Genomic DNA, 19,238 nt, shown 5'->3' on the forward strand with positions numbered 1-19,238 from the left:
CACATGCGCCGGCCCGCGTGGCTCGGAATCCTTGCGGCCAGCCTGATTCCGTTGATCCTGACCCTCGGCAACTCGATGATGGTGCCCGTGGTCCCCGTGATGCAGTCGGCCTTTGGCATCACGCCCACCGCAGGGAGCCTGCTCATCACCGCATATTCCGTGATTGCCGTCGCCCTGATGCCCGTGGCGGGGTTCCTCGCGGACCGGATGAGCCGCAGGCGACTCGCCATGGCGGCGCTCGCCGTGGCCGCCGTCGGCGGTGGCATCGCGGCCGTCGGCGCCTCAGCCGCCCACAGTTACGCGTGGGTGCTCGGAGGGCGCGTTGTGCAGGGCGTCGGGGCTGCCTTCGCCATGCCGCTGGCGCTTCCCCTCGCGGGCGATCTCGCCGAGGAAGGCGGGCGCGGGCGGGCCGCCGGATTCACGGAAGTCGGCAACACCCTAGGCAAGCTCATGAGCCCCGTCCTCGGCGCGCTGCTCGCCACCTGGGCGTTCTTCGCGCCGTTCTGGGCCGTGTTCGCGCTCTGCGGATCGCTCTCAGCGGCTATCGCATGGATGATCCCAGAGCGGCGCGCACGAGTCCCTCGCGTCCCCCATGCCGCGGCCTGGCGCGTCGCGTTTCGCACCCACGCGCCACTTCTCACGGCGACCTACCTGAGCGGTGCGGTGAGCATGTTGTGCCTCTTCGGAGGGCTTGTGAGCCTGTCCGAATCCCTCGCCGATGGCGCTCACGTGCCGGAGTGGCAAAACGGCCTGCTGCTGTCCATTCCGCAGGCCATGCTCTGCCTGGCGAGCCTTCTGACCGGCCTCGTTTCAGACCGATGGAAGGCGCCATCTCGCGCGGCCATCGCGCTCGGCCTCGCCTGGACGGCTGCTTCCTTCGGCGCCGCAAGCGCACGTCAGGACATGGCGTGGCAAATCGCATCTGTCAGCCTCGGCGCCTACGGCATCGGCACGACCATCACGGCCATCGACGCGTGCCTCGCCACCGCGCTCGCTCACGAGGTACGCGGAAGTTTGTCAGCCCTCTACACGAGCGCGCGCTTCCTTGGCCCCACCCTCGGTCCGCCCCTCGCCTCGTGGCTCCAGGCGTTCGGAGCGCGAACGCCGTACGCGGTGCTTGGCGCCATTGCCCTTGCCGCATCCCTCACCTCCGGCGCGCTTCTCTGGCGAAGCGCCCGAGGCGGCGAACCAGCGGCGGGAGACGCGCGCCCGGCCGCACACGCCTAGCTGTTCTCGGATCTCCAAGCGGCACGTTCGCACTGTACGCTCCGGTCTCAGCGGCCTCTGCGGGACACCGCCTAATTCCATCTTCACCCATGGCGCGCGGGTGTACAATCGGAGAGGGTGAACAAGGCCCCGAGAACGGCCTTCCTGAAAGGAGCCGGCTCATGACGTTGGAACATTCCCAGGCGCGCGCCGCGGCCATCGAATGTCCCTCGGCGGTCATCCTGGCGCTCGACGCGCTGTCGATCACGGCCGTCGCGCTTCTGCTTCGCCTTCTGTGGCTCACCGCCGTGCATCCTGTCCCCGCATCCGATTTCGCCTGGTATCGCGATCACGCCCTCGCCCTCGCGGCCGGACAAGGCTACACGTACGACGGCAAGCCGACCGCCTATTTCCCCATCGGATATCCGCTCTTTCTCGCGGGAATCTATGCCCTGTTTGGCAGCAGCTTTTGGAGCGGCACTGTCGCCAACGCCATTCTGAACAGCCTGACAGCGGGACTCGTGACCACCCTCGGAACCGTTCTGTGGAAGCGGTCGGCCGGGCTCGTTGCCGGCTTTCTCTTGGCGGGATACCTGTCGCAAATCGCATGGTCGAGCGTCCTCTGCAGCGAGATGCTGTTCACGTTTCTTCTGACGCTGGCCGCGCTCATCGGCGCCACACGGGGAGGGCGAGACGTCCGGCTCGGCCGCTCGTTCGCCTTAGGGTGCGTCGCCGGGCTCGCCTGCGCCGTGCGCCCCGTCCTGATGCTCGCGCCCGCGCCGTGGTTCGCGTACCTCATGGTCGCGCGCGTCGGATGGCGCCGCGCCTGTGCGCTTGCGGCCGCCATGCTGTCCGGCGTCCTCCTCGCCGTGGCCCCCATCACCGTGCGCAACGTGATCGATCTCCACGCCTTCGTCCTGGTCTCGACGAACGGTGGTGTCAACCTGTGGCAGGGGAACAACCCGCACGCGAACGGCGCCTATTTTTGGCCGCTCAACCCGCATCAAAACCCCTTTCTCTCCTACGTGTCAAGCGAGGTGACGGAAGATCACGCAGCCGCAAAAGCGGCGCGCGCGTACATCTTCACGCATCCTCTGCGCACGCTCGAGATGGGCTTTGTGAAGTGGTGGCACCTGTTCGACGGAGTTTCGAACGCACTCTACTGGTCCGTCGGTCAGAGCTCGCCGCCTGTCTCCCGCTGGTTCGCGCGCGCCGTGCACGCGGTCGATCTCGGCACATATTTGGGCATGCTCGCCTTCGCCTGCGGCGGGATCGCCATGGCAGTGCGCAGCGCACGGGTGCGGCGCGACCATCGGGCCTTCTGGCCACTTCTCATCCTTGCGTATTACATAGCGCTCTTTTTCATCTTTCCCGCGTGGGATCGCATGCGCGCACCCATCGAGCCTTTGTTGGCGCTCTTTGCCGGATATGGCGCCATTCAGATGACGAGGGCGGTTCGACGCGCACGCTTGGTGCTGCGTTTCGCGCGCGGGTCCAGCGCAGGATGAACCTGGATGGAACAAACGGCTTGGCATTCGACGCCGAGCGTGCTATACTACTGTAACAAGCTCCTGTGATGTTCGTGGGGCAGTTTTGGTTTTCATCCACGCGAGACCTACGGGAATCCGTGTCCGTCTGCGGATGCCATGCCTCGGCGTTGTGGACGGTTGAAACCGGCGGTAGGATACCCACCTTGGAGATGGGGATGCAAAACCGATTGTCCCACGGCAGAACGGGGTTACATACCAAGCCGCTTGTCGACGCGGACATCGCTCGGCGGGCGGCTTTTTCATGTTGATCGGGCTCCTCACGAGCCCTGGCCGCCCGCGTCCGCGCAGCGATGGCAGTAGCCGTAAATCTCGAGCCTGTGGTCTTCGATGCGAAAGTTCGGAACCTGTTGCCGAATCCGGTCGATGGGGCACTCTTCGATGGGGATGGACGCTCCGCAGCGCAGGCACACGAGGTGATGGTGATGCCCTCGCGCGCACTGAAGGCGGTATCGAGCCCGGTCGTCCGCGAATTCCATAGGCTCGATCACGTTCTGCTCCACGAGGATCCCGAGCGTCCGATAGATGGTGTCGAAACTCACGGAAGGGTAAATTTGACTGACGTGATCGTACACCTCCTTCGCCGAAAAATACCGATCCCGATTCTCGACGAAGAGGTCCACCACCGCTCGCCGCTTGCCGGTGAATTTATAGCCTGCCTCTTTCAGCGCTTGAAGAATCGAGGCCGTGGTCTCGTGCACCGGATGCAACTCCCTTCTTTCGCCCCTATCATAAATCGAAATCAATCCGATTTACAAACCGCACCCAACCTGATATACTCCTCTCGGCAACCCAAATCGGAATCGTTCTGATTTGAGAGGATGGAGAGAGACCATGAAGCGCTCATGGTGGAACACAGCCATCGCCGCGGTGTCCGCCGCGCTCGTCATGACGGGCTGCGGCATCGCGAAGCCCGCGGCAAAGGGGAGTGCGGCGGCAGCGCAGGCGAACATCCGCGCCGTCGGCGCCGAGAGCGAATACGCGGACCTCATCCGGCAGATTGGCGGGCCGTACGTGTCCGTGACGGCCATCATGTCCAACCCTGCAGTGGACCCGCATGAATACGAGGCCAATCCGAAAGACGCCATCGCGGTGGCTGAGGCAAACCTGGTTGTCCAGAACGGGCTCGGCTATGACGAGTTCATGAACAAACTCGAGCAGGCTTCGCCGAATCCCAACCGCATCGTGATTGACGCAGGCCAGGCGCTCGGATACCGGGCCAACACCGCGAATCCTCATATCTGGTATCAACTGAATACGATGCCCCGGTTGGCGAAGATGGTCGCATCGGATCTGGGCAAACTGGATCCCAGTCACGCGGCCTACTTTCAGGCGCGCGCGAATGCGTTTGTCCAGTCGCTCAAGCCATGGGACGAGGCGGTGGCCCGCCTGAAAGCGGCCTATCGCGGCCGTGGTGCGGCGGTCACGGAACCGGTGTCGGACTATCTGCTTCAGGAGGCAGGTCTCCAGATCAAGACGCCCTGGGCATTTCAGGCAGCCATCATGAACGGCACGGATCCGTCGCCGCAGGATGTGGCGCTGCAGACGCAGCTGTTCACGCACCACGAGGTGAGCGTGTTCTGCTACAACAAGCAGGTGGTGACGAACGTCACCAAGATGTTCCTCACACTTGCCGAGCGAGAACATATCCCGACGGTCGCCGTGTACGAGACGGAGCCCACGGGACTGACGTATCAGCAGTGGATGCTTGAGGAGACCAACGCCATCTACAACGCGCTCGCGCACGGCACGTCCCTGGAGGCGATCTCGTGACACCTGTCATCTCGTTTCGCGACCTCACCGTATCGTACGGCTCCCGCACCGTGTTTGCGCATCTGACGGGCGAGATTCGGGCCGGACAATTCGTCGGCGTGCTGGGACCAAACGGCGCCGGCAAGTCGACGCTGCTCAAAACGCTGGCCGGGCTCATCCGCCCCGCTGGAGGTGTTGTCGAGATCGACGGCAAACCCGTCCGGCGACGCAACGAGTCCATTGGCTACGTGCCGCAGGCGGTGCATTTGGACGAGGACGTGCCGCTCACCGGGCGCGATCTCGTCGGCCTTGGTCTGGATGGGCATCGCCTGGGGTTTCCGCTCCCCTCCAGGCGGCGACGCGACGCGATTGAAGCGGCGCTCGCGGAGGTGAACGCGCTCCACCTGGCGGACAGGCGCATCGGGCGGCTATCGGGCGGCGAGCGCCAGCGGCTGCTGATTGCGCAGGCCATCGTCTCGAAGCCGCGGGTGCTTTTGCTCGACGAGCCGCTCAACAACCTCGATCTCGCGTCCACGCACCAGGTGGTGGATCTCGTAAAGCGGCTCGCGCACGAAGGCCAGATGGCGGTGTTGCTCGTGGCGCACGACGTGAATCCGCTCATTGGCCGCGCTGATGAAATTCTCTATCTGGCCAATGGCCGGATGGCCAAGGGCGCCCTGGACGACGTACTGCGCCCGGAGGTGCTGTCGGGGCTTTACGGGTACCCGGTGGAAGTGCTGCGCGCGGGAGGCCGGATCATCGTGGCCGCGGGTGCCATGGACGGGCACGCCCACGCCGTGTCAGCGGCGAGCCCAGAGGCGAGCGTGATGCTGCCATGACGCTCGGTTGGCTGAGCGAGGCGCTCGCGAGTGCGCCAGTCGAGCACGCGCTTGTCGCTGGCACCGAAATCGCGTTTCTCTCCGGCCTCGTGGGCGCGTTCGTCATCTTGCGCGGGCAGTCGTTCGCGGGCCACGTGTTGACGGACGTCGGCACCACCGGCGGCGCCGGCGCCTACCTCGTCGGCATGAACGGCTGGCTTGGGTTTCTGTCCTTTGGCGTCGTAGCGTCCGTCGGCATGGAACTCGCCGGCGGCCGAACGCGCGGGGAGCGCGATCTCGCCACCGGGGTCGTGCTCTCCCTCGCGCTCGGCTTCGGTGCCTTGTTCCTGTACCTCGACGCACAGCTCGCGCACGCCAACGCGTCGATGGCGGTGCTCTTCGGCTCCCTGTTCACGCTCGATCCCGCCCTCGTGCCGTGGATCTCGTTGGCGGCCGCTGGCTGCGTGGTGGCGATGCTCCTCATCTGGCGCCCGCTCGCCCTCGCCTCCGTCAACCCGGATCTCGCGCGCGTGCGCGGCGTGCCGGTGCGGGCGATATCCATCGCGTTCACGGTGGTGCTGGCGGTGGCGGTCGAGACGGACGCCCTCGTGGCCGGATCGCTGCTTGCCACGGCGCTCATCGTCGGGCCAGCCGCGATAGCCGCTCGTTTCACGGCCAACCCGCTTCGCGCGGGTCTCGCAGGCGGCTTGATCGGCGCGCTGATGGTGGCCACAAGCGTACTTTTGTCGTACGACAGCTACACGTGGCTGCCGCAGCACACGAGTTGGCCGGTGAGCTTCTTTGTGGCGGCGCTGGCGTTCTTGACATACGCCGCCGCGGCAGGCGCAGACCGAGCCATATTTCGGCGCAGAGCGGAGGGAGAACTTCGATGAGCCCGTTCGTGATGCTCGCTTTCCCGTTCGCCCGCCACGCCTTTTTGGCGGCGAGCTTCGTCGCCGTGGCGGCGGGCTGGATTGGCTTCTACGTCGTGCTTCGGGGCACGGCGTTCGCGGCGCACGCGCTCCCGAAGGTCGGGTTTGCCGGCGCAAGCGGCGCCCTCGTCCTCGGCGTGAACTCGCTCGTGGGCGTGAGCATCTACTCAGCTGCCGCCGCGCTCGGCATCGGCGCACTGGCGGAACGGGACCGGCGTGATGTGGCGACGGCGCTCGTCCTCGCACTGGGCCTTGGCACGGGCGCCCTGTTTCTCAGCCTGGGCAACCTGTACGCCGACGATGCCATGTCGCTCCTGTTCGGCCAGGTACTCGGCGTGAGTTCGTCCGGCGTCATCGAGACGGCCTTCGTGTCGGCCGTTGGCATCGCGCTTGTGACGGCGTTTCACCGCAGGCTGCTCTTCACCACCGTCGCGCGGGAAGCCGCCAAGGTCCGCGGCGCCTCCAACCGCACGGCCGATTGGGCACTGCTCGTCAGCCTCGGCCTTGCGACGAGTGCCATGATGCCCGTGGTGGGCGCGCTCCTCTCGTTCAGCCTGCTCGTCGGTCCAGCGCTCGCCGCGCGCCATCTCGCCCGCCGGCCCTGGCAGGCGATTGCCCTCAGCGTCGCGCTGTCGCTCGTCATCACGTGGCTGTCGCTGTCCCTGTCATTTGTGCTCGGTTGGCCCGTCGGGTTCTTCGTCGCCTGCTTGTCCGCGCTCGCTTACGGGTTGTCCCGGGGCGCCGCGCGCGCCTTCGCCCGGCAAGTGCCCGCCCGCGCCGCCTGACGGGGCGATGGCCGTTTTTCGACATCCGCTTCTCCGCCGGGGCCGAGAGCGCTTACACGATTTGCCACTCGCGTTTTGGGTCTGCTAGGATGGGTCTCGTCATCATGGTTCGTTCTCGACGAGGGGGGAAGAGGATGGACGAACAAGAGCGGCTTCGCCCGAAGACGTGCAAAGAGTCGCGCGCCACGAAAATCCTGCGCGTCTTCCCGGGCGATCTCAACGATCACCACACGATGTTCGGCGGCAAACTGATGGCCTACATCGACGACGTGGCCTCCATCTCCGCGGAGCGGCACGCCCGCGCGCAGACCGTCACGGCGTCGACCGACAGCGTCGATTTCCTTTTGCCCATCACGGAGGGACACTCGGTCTGCCTGACCTCGTACGTCACGTCGACGGGCCGCACGTCGATGGAGGTTTTCGTCAAGGTCGTGATTGAGCACCTGCGGACCGGCGAGCGAAAAATCGCAGCGACGGCGTTTCTGACGTTCGTCGCGCTGGGCCCGGACGGCAAGCCCATTCCAGTGCCACCCGTCATCCCGGAGACGCAAGAGGAGAAGGCGCTGCACGAGAGCGCGCCGGCGCGCGCCGAGGCCCGCCGGAAACACCGGGAGCAGAGTCGGCTGTTGGCCGCGCATCTGAAGCCGGATCGCCTGTGGGAAATGGTGTAAGGGAAGCCGCCCGCGCGGGGCGGCTTTTTTGTGCGGAGTTGTTGAGATCCTCGCGGCTTCATCACTCGATGGCGACGCGCCGCCCCGTGCGCGCCGACAGAAGGCACGCGTCCAGCACGCGCATGTTGGCCACCGCGTCCTCGGGCGGGAACCGAAGCGGCTTGCCTTCCAGGATGGCGCGGCCGAGATCGTCCACTTCGAGGGCGTAGGGGTCGAGTGCATCGAACGTCTCGACACGCTCGCCCTCCGGCGAGACGACGCGCAGGGTCACCGGCTCGCCGAGGAAGGCGTGCTCCAGGATAAGGCGGCCGTTTACGCCGATGATTTCCACCTCATTCCGATCCGCCGCCCACATGCCGCAGTCGAAGGTGAGCGAGACGCCGCCCGCGAACTCCACGAGGCCCGCGAGGTACATGTCGACGCCGTCGTGATCGGGCGAGAAGAACGCGTGCGCCGTAGCCGCGACGGGCTCCTCGCCCAGTATGAGCCTGGCCGCGGAAATGGGATAGCATCCGACGTCGTACAGCGATCCGCCGCCCCAGTCGCGGCGAAAACGGATATTGCCGCGATCCGCCGCGTTGTTGAACGTGAACGAGCCGCGCATGCCGCGCACGGGCCCGATGGCGCCGGCCTGGATGAGTTCGAGCACCCTGTTGTAGCGCGGATGGTGACGGTACATGAACGCCTCCGCGAGGTATACCCCGTGCGCCCGGCAGGCGTCCACCATGGCCTGCGCCTCGCGGGCGTCGAGGGCGATGGGCTTCTCGCACAGAACGTGTTTCCCTGCCTCAGCCGCGTGGATGGTCCACGGCTTGTGCAGGTGATTGGGCAGCGGGATGTAGACCGCGTCCACGTCGGGATCGCGGAGCAATTCCTCATAGCTTGCGTACGCGCGCGGCGCTCCAAACCGGCGCGCCACGTCCTCGGCTTTGGCGCCGTCGCGGCTCGCGACAGCGTACAATTCCCCCGTCTCGGACGACAGAATCCCAGGGATGAGCTTGCGAATGGCGATATCCGCGCAGCCGAGAATGCCGAAGCGGACCTTCCTCATCTGAACACCCCTTTGCTCCTGGATGACAACCAGCTCTCCCCCCATTCTGCCACACGGCGCGATGGGTGTCGCCGTGATCCGATCTCCGGTGTCGAATCGGGCGGGCGAGATCGGATCTCTCCTGTCGAAAGCAGGCGGCGAGATCGGATCTTTTTTCGAATATCGCGCCGCGCCTCGTGGCATGGCAGCGCCTTCGTTTGCGGCGGCCCTTCGAGCACGAGCATAATGGGTGCGAGGTGATTGACGTGCATCCTGGCCTTCGAATGGCCCTCGCCGCACTCGCGATTTCGTCCGCGCTTGGGGGGTGCGGAACGGCGCCCGCCACGCCCACGCCGACCCATTCGACAACGCAAGACGACCATCTTCCCGAAGGCGCGTCCCCTGGCGCTCTCGTGGCGTGCGGATCGACGGAGGTGGCCGAGTACACGGGAGGAAAATGGATTTACTTCCCTGCCTCGTCCATCCTGAGCGCGCCGTCGACCATCTTCGAATCCGTGGACGTATCCCCGACGGGAGAGGTCGCCGCGGTGACGAGCGGGTCGCCCGACGCGTCCACGCCCGGCATGTCCTCTGCCAACATGCTCTGGACGTATCGCAAGGGCTGGCACCTGGTGTCCATCCGCAACGACACGGATGTGCAGCTGCACACGTTCGGGCCGGACGGCTCGCTGTACGTGGTGCCGGACGACGGCACCCTGCCCGGCATTTGGCAACTGACGGCGAGCGGGTGGCACCAGCTTCCCGGCAGCGCGGAGCTCGGCTACATCTCCTCGCTCGCCTGGTCGCCGAAAGGCGTGCTCACGGTCGTGTCGGTGCCGCAGAACGGGGCGACCACCGTCTGGCAGTTTGTGAACGGCCGCTTTGTCGCCATGACGAGCGATCGCGCCCCGTTTGCCGCCGACACGCTGACGGTCGGCTTTGCCCCCAACGGCGATCTCGCCGTCGGCACGAGCGCGCACGGCGTCTGGATTGACGAAGGGGGGCGCTTTGTCCAGCCGGGCGGCATGCCATGCCCCGTCACCGACGTGGGACAGTTCGCCTGGTCGCCGAAGGGCATGCTCACGGTGAGCGGCAAGGCGGGATCGCAAAACGGCCTGTGGCAGTTCTCCGGAGGACGGTGGCAACGCGTACAAGGCGCGGGCCCAGACATTGGGTCGGACAAGATCTACCAGTTTGGCTGGTCGCCCCACGGCGTGCTGACCGTGAGCGACGCCTCCAGGTGCCAAATCTTCGAGCTCGTCGGTGGTCGCTGGACCCCTGTATGGACCAAGACGCACGCGACGGATCGAAACGCCGCGCCGCCGAAATTCGCGTGGTCCCCCGCCGGCACGCTCGTGACGAACGGCGGCGATCTCGGCGGGCTCTGGGAACTCACCCCCGAGGGCAACTGGACAGAAATTGGCGGCCAGTCCTCCCCGTTCGCCGGCGAAGTGGGCGTGAGCTTCACGTTTGCGCCGACGCGGTTGGTTCGCTCGTGAGCAGAGGATTTCGTGCGAAGGATGGCGAATTCAACCGGCAACGCTTCAATTGAGCGCAAAGGATGATGACCCATCTTGCACCCAGTTCCGCAGACGTATATTCCGATGCTCGTGATCCTCTCTTATGTCGTCGCATCGCTCGCCGCGTACGCCTCGCTCGATCTCGGTCGCCGCGTGCTGGAAACCAAGGCGAATCGCCAGCTCGTCTGGGTCGTGCTCGGCGGCGTCGCGATGGGCATCGGCATCTGGTCCATGCACTTTGTGGCGATGCTCGCTCTCATGCTCCCCGCGCAGATGACGTACAACTGGGCCATTGTCGCGCTTTCCTTGATGTTTGCCATGGCAGGCCCCGGAGCGGCGCTGTATGTGGTGGCGAGATCCGCGTCACCGGCGAAACTTGCATACGGGGCCTTGCTCATGGGCGCGGGCATCGTGTTCATGCACTACACGGGCATGGCCGCCATGGCGGTGCAAGGCGGCAGCTTCTACTATCGCGCTGGGCCGCTTGCGCTGTCGGTCGTGATTGCCGTCGTCGCGTCATACGTGGCGCTCTGGCTCTCGTTCCGGCTCGCTACGGCGCGAGGCTGGCTCGCACATGCGGCCAAGGTGGCTTGCGCGCTCGTGATGGGCATCGCCATCTCGGGCATGCATTACACCGGAATGTGGGCGACGGTATTCGTCCTGCCGACTCGCCGGCTCGCGGCGCCCATGGCGTACAGCGGGCCGCTCGCATGGGTGGTTGCCGTGTTCAGCGCGTTCATCCTCCTTGCCGCCATCGCGACCGTGATGCTGGACCGGCGACTCCAGGCAGACCGTCGCCGCCTGCGTCTCGCGGACGAGCGGTTCCGCTCGCTCTATACGCACCATTCAGACGCCATCTTCACGCTCGACGCGCGCGGCGCCATCGTCGATCAAAATCCCCGCGCGAAGGAACTGGTGCCTGAGCACCACCTGCGCAAATCCGCCCGGGCGTTCGCGCGGATGATCGACAGACGGGATCGGCCGCGGGTGTTCGAGGATTACCGCTGGGCGCTTCGCGGCAGCACCACGAACGGCGAGTTCCTGCTTCGGGCGGGAGACAAGGCGCTGCACATGAGTGCCACGCACATCCCCATCGTGCTCGACGACGAGATCGAAGGCGTGTTTCTGGTGGCGCGCGACGTGACGGCGGAGAAGGTGGCAGCGGAGCGCATGAACTACCTCGCCTTTCATGACACGCTAACGCGTCTCGCCAACAGGCGCCATTTCGAAGCGCGCGTGGACGAATTTATCCGCCACGCCCGCCCTGGCGACGAGATGCAGATTCTCTTTGTCGATCTCGACCGCTTCAAATCGGTCAACGACACGCTTGGACACGAATTTGGGGACAAGCTGCTTCAGGAGATTGCCCGCATCCTGAAGGAAGTGGCCGGCGACGACGCACTCGTGGCCCGGATGGGCGGCGACGAATTCACCATCACGCTCTTTGGCCAGCCCATGGAGCGCGCCATCGCCGTGGCGGACGCCATTTTGAACCGCCTACGCAAGCCTGTGCGCGTGGAGGATCGCCCGCTGTACATGACGGCGAGCCTCGGCATCGCGAGCTTTCCGCGCCATGGCGTCACGCGCGACATGTTGCTGCGCCACGCCGATCTCGCCATGTACACGGCGAAAGCCGAGGGGCGAAGCACGTACCGCTTATTTGAAGAGCGCACGGCGGCCGACGCGAAAAGCCGCTTGGAGCTCGAACAGGAACTCCGCACCGCGGCCCAGCGCGGCGACTTCGAGATTCATTACCAGCCGAAGATCGACATGCGCGCGAAGTCGGTCGTGGGCGTGGAGGCTTTGCTTCGCTGGCGCCGGCCGAGTGGCGAGTACGTGCCGCCGTGCGAGTTCATCCCTATTGCCGAGGAGACGGGCCTGATTGCGCCCATCGGGGAGTGGTGTCTGCGCACCGCGTGCCGCCAGGCGAAGGCGTGGCTCGACGCCGGTCGCCCGCTCAGAGTGGCGGTCAACCTCTCGCCGTACCAGGTTTTGACCGACGGTTTCCTCGACGTGGTGCGCGAAGTCCTCGACGAGACCGGCCTGCCCGCGCAGTACCTCGAAATCGAGGTGACGGAGAGCGCTATGATGGACGCCGAGCGGGCTGAACGGTTTCTCGCCGGATGCCAGGCGCTCGGCATCGAGGTGTCGCTCGACGACTTCGGCACCGGCTACAGCTCGCTCAGCCGCCTGACGCACCTGCCACTCAACGTGGTGAAGATCGATCGCGCCTTCACACAGCGCGCGGTGGATGGCGGCCGGGCGCGGGCCCTCGTGGCGAGCATCGTGGACATCGCACACAATCTCGGCATGCGGTGCGTTGCGGAAGGCGTGGAAACCAAGGAACAGTTGTCCGTCATCGAGGCGCTCGGATGCGACGAGGCGCAGGGATTCTACTTCGCGCGTCCCCTCCCCCCATCCGATCTCGAAGCGCTCTCGATCACGGCGGGGTAAGAGGTGAGACGATGGACAGGCGGTTTCGGGTCGCGATCGTCGGCTGCGGTCAGATGGCGAACACCTGGGTGGACCTTCTGAAACGAGAACCGGACGTGCACATCGCCGCGCTGGCAGACGTGGATCTCGCGCGGGCGCGGGACATGGCGGCAAGGCACGGACTGGAGGCGCCCATTTTCGCATCCGTCGAGGCCCTGCTCGACGAAGCCCGCCCGAACCTCGTGGTGGACACGGCCATCCCAGAAGCCCGCCGCGCCATCTGCGTGGCGGCTCTTAAACGCGGTTGCGACGTGATCGCCGAAAAGCCGTTCGCCCCCACCCGCGCGGATGCTGACGCCATTCTCGACGCCGTGACGCGATCCGGCAGGCGCTACATCGTGATGCAGAATCGCCGCTTTGAGCCGCACCTTCGCGCCATCCGGCGGGCCATCGAGCGCGGGCTCATCGGCCGCGTGGAGCAGATTCACGCGGATTTCTTCATCGGCGCCCACTTCGGCGGTTTTCGGGAACGCATGGAACATCCGCTGCTCTTGGACATGGCCATCCACACGTTCGACCAAGCCCGGTTCCTTCTCGGCGGTGCCAAGGCTGAGACGGCTCTCTGTCTGGCGTATAACCCGGCGAGCTCTTGGTACGAGGGATGCGCGAGCGCCATCTGTGCCTTCGAGATGGAAGGCGGCGCCGTGTTCAGCTATCGCGGCAGTTGGTCCGCGGAGGGGTTTAGGACATCGTGGGAGTCGACGTGGCGCATCGTGGGAAGCCGAGGGACCATCTTGTGGGACGGATTGGCCAGTCCCGAAGCGGAAATCGCGGTGGAGGAAGCGCACGGATTCCTGCGACCGTGCAGGCGCGTGCGCATCGATGTGGAACCGATGGCCGAGCAAGGCCATGCCGCATGCCTGCGCGAAATGCTCAATGCGCTCAGGACTTCGCGGCCAGCGGAAACCGAGTCGTCGGACAACATCGAAAGCGCCCGGATGATGTACGCCGCCATCGAAAGCGCGGCCATCCGAGCCGCCGTTCGTGTCGCCGACGGCAGCCCGGCTGCGCCGCGCCACTGATGACTCAAAGTTGAAGCGGTTCGCTCGCCACTTGTCCGCGACGGCGCAGGCGGATGGGAGCGGTTTCACGAATGAAGAACGCCATGATGCCGCTTACAAAGGCGCCTGCGGCCGCAATCCACATGGGTGCCGGCAGCCCGAAGTGATCGGCGGCCACGCCTGCGACGGTGGGCATCACCGCGCCACCAATGAGCTCGCCGACCATCTGGACCAGGCCCACCGCGGTGCCGACGTATTTCGGCGACAGCGACTCGCCCGGGATGACCACCATGAATAGCGGGAAACACGCCTGCCCGGCACAGGTGAGAAAGCCAAGCACGCACATCAGCGCGACCGAGCCGTGCACGAAGATGAGCACGAGCGGGGACAGCACGGCGATGAAGGAGAACAACACCAACGTCGGTCGGCGCCCCCACTTGTCAGAGATGTAGGGCCCCATGAACCCCCAGAAGAACGTCCCCAGGCCCATGGCTGCCGAGATGACACCCATCTGTTCGCCCGTGTAGTGATCGTACTCGACGAGGAACGTCGGCGCGAACGATGTGAACGCAAACAACCAGGTCATCATGAGGACCGCGATGAGCAGGGTAAACCAGATGTTCCACGTGCGGAACACCACCGGGAAGTCCTCTTTGCGCAAGCGATGTTCGCTCTTCGCAAGCTCCTCTTTCGACATGCGCTTGTTGGGGTCTTTCATGAAGAAAAGCAACACGAAGAACATGATGAGTCCCGGAATGCCCGCGACGTAAAAACCAGCGTGCCAGGAATACTTCGTAGCAGCCCACGTGAGAATGAGCGGACCGAACGTCGAGCCGATGAGGCCGAGCGCGCTCTGGACAAAGCCCATGTTGAAGCCGCGCCTCGCTTCCGTCGAGTCGGCCATCACGGCAGCCTGCGCGATGGGCAACACCGGGCCTTCCGAGACACCCATCAGGGCACGAATGCCAAGCATTTGGCCGAAGTTCTTCGCAATGCCCGTGAGGAAGGACAGCAGTGAAAAGGCCAGCGTGATGGGAACGAGCACGTTCTTGCGTGAGCCCAAAAAGTCTGAAATGGTGCCGAAGAAGAACCCTGAGAGTGCCCAGCAAATCGCGAGAACCGACACGATCATGCCGAGTTGAGCATTGTTCAGCTTGAGATCCGGCGCCAAGTAGGGAAACAAGTACACGACGCTCAGGCGCTCCATGAAGACGAAGCCGAACGTGAAGAACATCATGAGGACGACGCCGTTCTCATAGCGCCAGAATCGCTTCTGAGGTCCCTGATCCATTCGGGGATGTCACCCTTTCCAGATCATTTTGTCGACAAGATTGCCTATCAAACGAAATCCAGCGCGCCCGTGTTTGCAACCGGTTTCATAGGGTGTGCGTCACTGTTGCTTCTCCCCTCCCTGTGTCCGCGTCACTGCCTTCGAAGGTACCGGACCCTTGCGCGAGGATCAACGCGTATATTCCTGCATGCGGAACGCGCCTCTCTATATTGTCTGACAATGTGATCAAACCATATATCATGATCATTTTGAAGTCAAGATTGTATGTTGTTCTCGCCAAAAAGAAGACCCGCTTGGACATGATCGTCCGCGGGCTTCCCGTTCCGACGCGACGGGATTCGGATCGATTCAACGCCACATCCGCCAATCCTTCCAGGCCATCTGCACGAACATGATGGCCGCGCCGAGGGCCGACAGCACGCCAACACACACCGCCAAAGCCAGCCACACGCCCCACGGGTTGGCGCCTGCTGCGCCCGGCATTCCCGCGCTTCCGTACGCGGAGAGCACGTATTGTTCCGCAAAAATCCATACCAGAATGACCGAAATCAGAAAGAGTGCGACACATCCGGATGTGAACCACTTTGCGCGCATCGCCATCCACCTCCTGTGATGAAGACGAACGGTCGGCCGAATGTGTTTCACGGCCTCCGTCACCGCGTCACCGTTGATTCACAAAATGCTCGTGTAACCGTCACCAATCGCTTGGCCGTCGCCGTTTCCGCAGCGCCTCATTCGCCTCATACTGAAAGTGTGCAACCGTCTTTGAGGAATTTTTGAGGAGGTGATATCGCAGGCATGTCGAGAATGCGTGTCCGCCTATGGGCCTCGGTCGCAATGTCGTTGGCTGCGCTGGCTGTGGCCCTGTTCGTTCGCACTCCATCCGCCGCTGCTCACGCGTACGTCGTTCATTCGTCGCCCTCGCCTGGCCAGTCGCTCGCGTCTTCACCCGGGCGGATCGAGGTGGAATTTGACGAAACGGTTCAACTCATCCCCGGCGGCCTGACCGTCACCAATGTCGACAATCAGCGCGTCGATCTCGGCGATGGGCGCCGCAATCCTCTGCATGCCAATGAGGTGGACGTGGACGTGCCAAAACACCTGCCCAAGGGACTTTACACCGTGCACTGGCAGGTGATCTCGGCCGACGGGCACATGGTCTCGGGCACCATCCCGTTCGGCATCGGCGTCAACGTGCAGTCCCTGCAACTCGGCGCGTCCGAGCAAGGGTATCGGCCCGGTTTCTGGATGGTGGTCGATCGCGTCCTGACCTACGGCGGCCTGGCGCTGGTGCTCGGCGGTTGGGTGGGACTGCGCGCGGCAAGGCGATCCCTGCCCATCGCGGACAATCGGCTCGGAGTTCGGTGGGCACTCGCGGGGTGGCTGGCCCTGTTTGTGGGCGTCCTGTTCAACCTGCCGCTCGAGGCGGCCATCACCTGGAGCATTCACGGTCTGACCGCGTTTGCCCCGCGCTATCTCGCGCGGACGCTCAATTTCACGGTCTTCGGTTACCTGTGGGTCATCGAACTGATGCTCATTGCTGTCATCCCGGCGGTTCTCGCCGCGCTGTCGACGGCCAAGCCCAGGGAACGGCTTGCAACAGCCATGATCCCCATGTTCGCTCTGCCGGTGACCTTCGCCGTGCAGGGACACGCCTTCGCGGAACCCCACCCCATCTTGCCCGTCCTCGCGATGGCGGTGCACGGCGCGGCGGCGAGCGTGTGGATCGGCGGGATCGCGCAGATGCTGGCTCTCGTCCTCCAGGCGGACCGAATCCCCGGCCCGGACGATGAGAGATTGCGCAAGACCGTTCGGTCCTTTGGCTGGATCGCGGTGGCATGCGTGATCGCCCTGTGGTTGACAGGTGTGTACTCGGCCCTGCTTCACATTCCGACCTGGTATGCGCTCGATCACACGGAATACGGCGTCGCCCTGCTCGCCAAACTGGGCCTCGTCCTTCTCGTGTTGGGATTCGCCGCGATGCACGCGCTGACCGCGCGCCCCAGACGGGCCACCTATCGCGCGTGGATGAGCCTCGAGCTGATCTTCAGCGTCGGCATTTTCGTGGCCACCGCGCTGCTCACCAACCTGCCCACGGCCGACATCCGCCCCGGTCCGGTCGACGCGGTCAAGCGAGTGGGACCGTATGCCGTCCACCTGTCGATCACGCCCAACCGAGCAGGTTCCAATCTGTTCGTGGTCCAGATCACCAAGGGAAGCCGCCCCGATTCCGCAATCCAGCAGGTCGAACTCTCGCTCTCATCGGGCAGCGCGACTCCAAGCGCGGCGTCCGTCCCACTCGGCGCCAGGGCGCCAGGCATCTTCAGCGCGCGATCGTTGGCGCTCTCAGGTGCAGGCGCTTGGAACGCAGAGGTGCAAGTATTGACCGACGACTTTCAGGTGCTGACCGTCGACTTCCCGATTCACGTCGGAACGTAGAAAATGCCAGTGGCTCAAGCAGCGCACGGAATGATGCTCAAGGAGGGACGTCACATGAGAACACCTCGATGGATGCTGTCACTCACCGGACTGACCGCCGCCTTCGCCATCGGCGCGGCGACGGCGTCGGCGCACGTGGTCGTGATCGCCGACAACCCCACCCCGCCGGCCGCGGGCGGCTTCGAACAATACACGATGCGCGTGCCGTGCGAAAAGAACAATCCGACGGTCAAGATCGTGCTCAAGGTGCCGAAGGGCGTCTCGTTTGTGTCCTATGAGCCGGTGCCGGGCTGGAAGGTGACAGAAAACCAGGTGAACGGGCAGACGCTGGTCACGTGGCAGGCGACGGGAGGCGGGATTCAACCTGGACAGTTCGAGCAGTTTCCGTTCCTCGCAACGAATCCTCGACAGCCCGGCGTGATCGCCTGGGATGCGTTCCAATACTACCGGGACGGGTCGATCGTGGCCTGGACCGGCGCGACGGGGAGCGCGACGCCCCACTCGACCACGCAGATTGTCGCCGCCGGCACGGCGAGCGAACCCCCTGCGAACGCGGTGCAGACAGCGCCTGGCGAAGAGAGCACCAGCTCGGCGAACAGCTTCGGCTTGGGCTGGACAACGGCCGACACCATGGTCCTGGCCTCCTCGGTGGTTTCCCTGCTGCTCGCCGTCATCTCCCTCGTCTTCAGCCTCCGGCGCGACCTGAACCGCTCCTGATGTGGAAAAGGACAAGCCGCTTGCCGGCTTGTCCCTCTAGCGTCACAGAAGCGCCAACTTAGTGAGCCCCGCCGCGATGAGCCCAGACATCGGAATCGTCACTAGCCACGCGACGAGGATGCGTCCCGCCACATTCCAGTGCACGCCTCGCGCACGCTTTGCTGCGCCCGACCCCATGATGGCGGAGGAGATGACGTGCGTGGAGCTCACGGGCAGTTTAAACAACGTGAAACCGAAGATGATGATGGAACTCGTCAGGTCGGACGCAAACCCGTTGATGGGCTCAATTTTGATGATTTTCGACCCGACGGTCTTGATGATCCGCCAACCCCCAGAGGCTGTCCCGACGCCCATCGCGATGGCGCAGAGCGTCTTCACCCACAAGGGGACGTGCATCGTGTGCTGATACCCTCCCGCGATGAGGGCAAACGTGATGACGCCCATGGTCTTCTGCGAATCGTTCGTGCCGTGCATGAACGCCTGCGCAGCAGCCGAAAAGCACTGTAACACACGAAACACGCGGTTCACCCTGTGCGGAGACCTCCAGCCGAACACGCCGCGAAACGCCCACATGATGGCGAAGCCCAGCGCGAAGGCGCAGATGGGCGACGTGATGAGCGCCTCGATGATCGAGGTGAATCCGGCGAGATCGACCGCGTGAAAGCCCGCCGCGCCAATCACGGCCCCCGTCAGCCCGCCGATGAGGGCGTGGGACGAGGAACTCGGAATGCCAAAATACCACGTGAATAAATTCCAAAAGATAGCGGCCACGAGTGCACACAACACGACGATGGTCCCGTGCGGGATCTTCAGCGGATCGGCGATCTTGCCGCCGATGGTCTTGGCCACGCCGGTGAAGGTCATGGCGCCAATCAGATTCATCGCGCCCGCGAGCAACACAGCCGCCCTGGGCGACAGAGCCCGCGTGGAGACGCTGGTCGCGATGGCGTTTGCGGTGTCGTGAAATCCGTTGGTAAAGTCAAAGACCAGTCCCAAGATCACAATGAGCACGATGACAACCAGCATGCGGACGCAC

The 19,238-nt window shown here is 64.6% G+C and carries 17 protein-coding genes and 1 other RNA gene; 13 read left to right on the top strand and 5 right to left on the bottom strand.

Translation table 11 applies throughout. The annotated features are described in order from the left end of the window. Window positions 1-3: 3 nt before the first annotated feature. From TC41_RS13450 to ssrS, 3 genes are all read left to right on the top strand, one after another. On the top strand, window positions 4-1,227 hold the full coding sequence (locus TC41_RS13450; RefSeq protein WP_014465621.1) for an MFS transporter: 1,224 nt from the start codon (window positions 4-6) through the stop codon (window positions 1,225-1,227). Between the two features lie 161 nt (window positions 1,228-1,388). Continuing rightward, window positions 1,389-2,714, top strand: coding sequence for a glycosyltransferase family 39 protein (locus tag TC41_RS13455; RefSeq protein WP_014465622.1), 1,326 nt, complete (start codon window positions 1,389-1,391; stop codon window positions 2,712-2,714). A gap of 57 nt (window positions 2,715-2,771) precedes the next feature. Further along, window positions 2,772-2,949, top strand: a non-coding RNA gene (gene ssrS, locus TC41_RS16035) — 6S RNA. Window positions 2,950-3,013: 64 nt separating this feature from the next. On the opposite strand, the gene TC41_RS13460 is transcribed toward ssrS, so the two are convergent. Next, window positions 3,014-3,454, bottom strand: a complete 441-nt coding sequence (locus TC41_RS13460) for a Fur family transcriptional regulator (protein ID WP_049784383.1) — start codon at window positions 3,452-3,454, stop codon at window positions 3,014-3,016. A 133-nt stretch (window positions 3,455-3,587) separates the two neighbouring features. Here TC41_RS13460 and TC41_RS13465 point away from each other — a divergent pair, with 133 nt between their 5' ends. The 5 genes from TC41_RS13465 (at window position 3,588) to TC41_RS13485 (ending at window position 7,711) form a co-directional block, all read left to right on the top strand. Then, window positions 3,588-4,526 carry a metal ABC transporter solute-binding protein, Zn/Mn family gene (locus TC41_RS13465; protein WP_014465624.1) on the top strand — a complete coding sequence of 313 codons (939 nt, stop codon included), beginning with the start codon at window positions 3,588-3,590 and terminating at the stop codon, window positions 4,524-4,526. Then, window positions 4,523-5,344 (top strand): metal ABC transporter ATP-binding protein, encoded by an 822-nt coding sequence (locus TC41_RS13470; protein ID WP_014465625.1) that lies wholly within the window; start codon window positions 4,523-4,525, stop codon window positions 5,342-5,344. The genes TC41_RS13465 and TC41_RS13470 overlap by 4 nt, the downstream gene beginning before the upstream one ends. Next, window positions 5,341-6,216, top strand: coding sequence for a metal ABC transporter permease (locus TC41_RS13475; RefSeq protein ID WP_014465626.1), 876 nt, complete (start codon window positions 5,341-5,343; stop codon window positions 6,214-6,216). The genes TC41_RS13470 and TC41_RS13475 overlap by 4 nt, the downstream gene beginning before the upstream one ends. Beyond that, window positions 6,213-7,040, top strand: a complete 828-nt coding sequence (locus TC41_RS13480) for a metal ABC transporter permease (RefSeq protein ID WP_014465627.1) — start codon at window positions 6,213-6,215, stop codon at window positions 7,038-7,040. Before TC41_RS13475 ends, TC41_RS13480 begins: the two co-directional genes overlap by 4 nt. A gap of 134 nt (window positions 7,041-7,174) precedes the next feature. Beyond that, entirely contained in the window at window positions 7,175-7,711 is a 537-nt protein-coding gene (locus TC41_RS13485; protein WP_012811858.1) for an acyl-CoA thioesterase, read from the top strand. A 61-nt stretch (window positions 7,712-7,772) separates the two neighbouring features. Here the strand turns inward: TC41_RS13485 and TC41_RS13490 are convergent, their stop codons facing one another. Then, window positions 7,773-8,762, bottom strand: coding sequence for a Gfo/Idh/MocA family protein (locus TC41_RS13490; protein WP_014465628.1), 990 nt, complete (start codon window positions 8,760-8,762; stop codon window positions 7,773-7,775). Between the two features lie 176 nt (window positions 8,763-8,938). On the opposite strand from TC41_RS13490, the gene TC41_RS13495 reads away from it, so the two are divergent. The 3 genes from TC41_RS13495 to TC41_RS13505 all read left to right on the top strand — a co-directional run bounded on the left by TC41_RS13495 (window position 8,939) and on the right by TC41_RS13505 (window position 13,776). Then, window positions 8,939-10,240, top strand: a complete 1,302-nt coding sequence (locus TC41_RS13495) for a WD40 repeat domain-containing protein (RefSeq protein WP_237699961.1) — start codon at window positions 8,939-8,941, stop codon at window positions 10,238-10,240. A 75-nt stretch (window positions 10,241-10,315) separates the two neighbouring features. Next, window positions 10,316-12,715 (top strand): bifunctional diguanylate cyclase/phosphodiesterase, encoded by a 2,400-nt coding sequence (locus TC41_RS13500; RefSeq protein ID WP_041695490.1) that lies wholly within the window; start codon window positions 10,316-10,318, stop codon window positions 12,713-12,715. Window positions 12,716-12,726: 11 nt separating this feature from the next. Then, window positions 12,727-13,776: a Gfo/Idh/MocA family protein gene (locus tag TC41_RS13505; protein ID WP_014465632.1), complete on the top strand. Its 1,050-nt coding sequence runs from the start codon at window positions 12,727-12,729 to the stop codon at window positions 13,774-13,776. Window positions 13,777-13,780: 4 nt separating this feature from the next. Here the strand turns inward: TC41_RS13505 and TC41_RS13510 are convergent, their stop codons facing one another. Both TC41_RS13510 and TC41_RS13520 read right to left on the bottom strand, forming a co-directional pair. After that, a complete protein-coding gene (locus tag TC41_RS13510) occupies window positions 13,781-15,046 on the bottom strand; it encodes an MFS transporter (RefSeq protein WP_014465633.1) in 1,266 nt (421 codons plus the stop codon). Window positions 15,047-15,394: 348 nt separating this feature from the next. Further along, window positions 15,395-15,640 carry a hypothetical protein gene (locus TC41_RS13520; protein ID WP_041695492.1) on the bottom strand — a complete coding sequence of 82 codons (246 nt, stop codon included), beginning with the start codon at window positions 15,638-15,640 and terminating at the stop codon, window positions 15,395-15,397. 204 nt (window positions 15,641-15,844) lie between these two features. On the opposite strand from TC41_RS13520, the gene TC41_RS13525 reads away from it, so the two are divergent. Both TC41_RS13525 and TC41_RS13530 read left to right on the top strand, forming a co-directional pair. Beyond that, the gene (locus tag TC41_RS13525) at window positions 15,845-17,485 is read left to right on the top strand and encodes a copper resistance CopC/CopD family protein (protein WP_041695493.1); all 1,641 of its coding nucleotides are present in this window, start codon (window positions 15,845-15,847) and stop codon (window positions 17,483-17,485) included. A gap of 54 nt (window positions 17,486-17,539) precedes the next feature. Further along, a complete protein-coding gene (locus TC41_RS13530) occupies window positions 17,540-18,202 on the top strand; it encodes a YcnI family protein (RefSeq protein WP_049784384.1) in 663 nt (220 codons plus the stop codon). Between the two features lie 42 nt (window positions 18,203-18,244). Here the strand turns inward: TC41_RS13530 and TC41_RS13535 are convergent, their stop codons facing one another. After that, window positions 18,245-19,228, bottom strand: coding sequence for an inorganic phosphate transporter (locus TC41_RS13535; protein WP_014465637.1), 984 nt, complete (start codon window positions 19,226-19,228; stop codon window positions 18,245-18,247). Window positions 19,229-19,238 lie beyond the last annotated feature (10 nt).

The organism is Alicyclobacillus acidocaldarius subsp. acidocaldarius Tc-4-1 (assembly GCF_000219875.1).
Taxonomy (GTDB): domain Bacteria; phylum Bacillota; class Bacilli; order Alicyclobacillales; family Alicyclobacillaceae; genus Alicyclobacillus; species Alicyclobacillus acidocaldarius_A.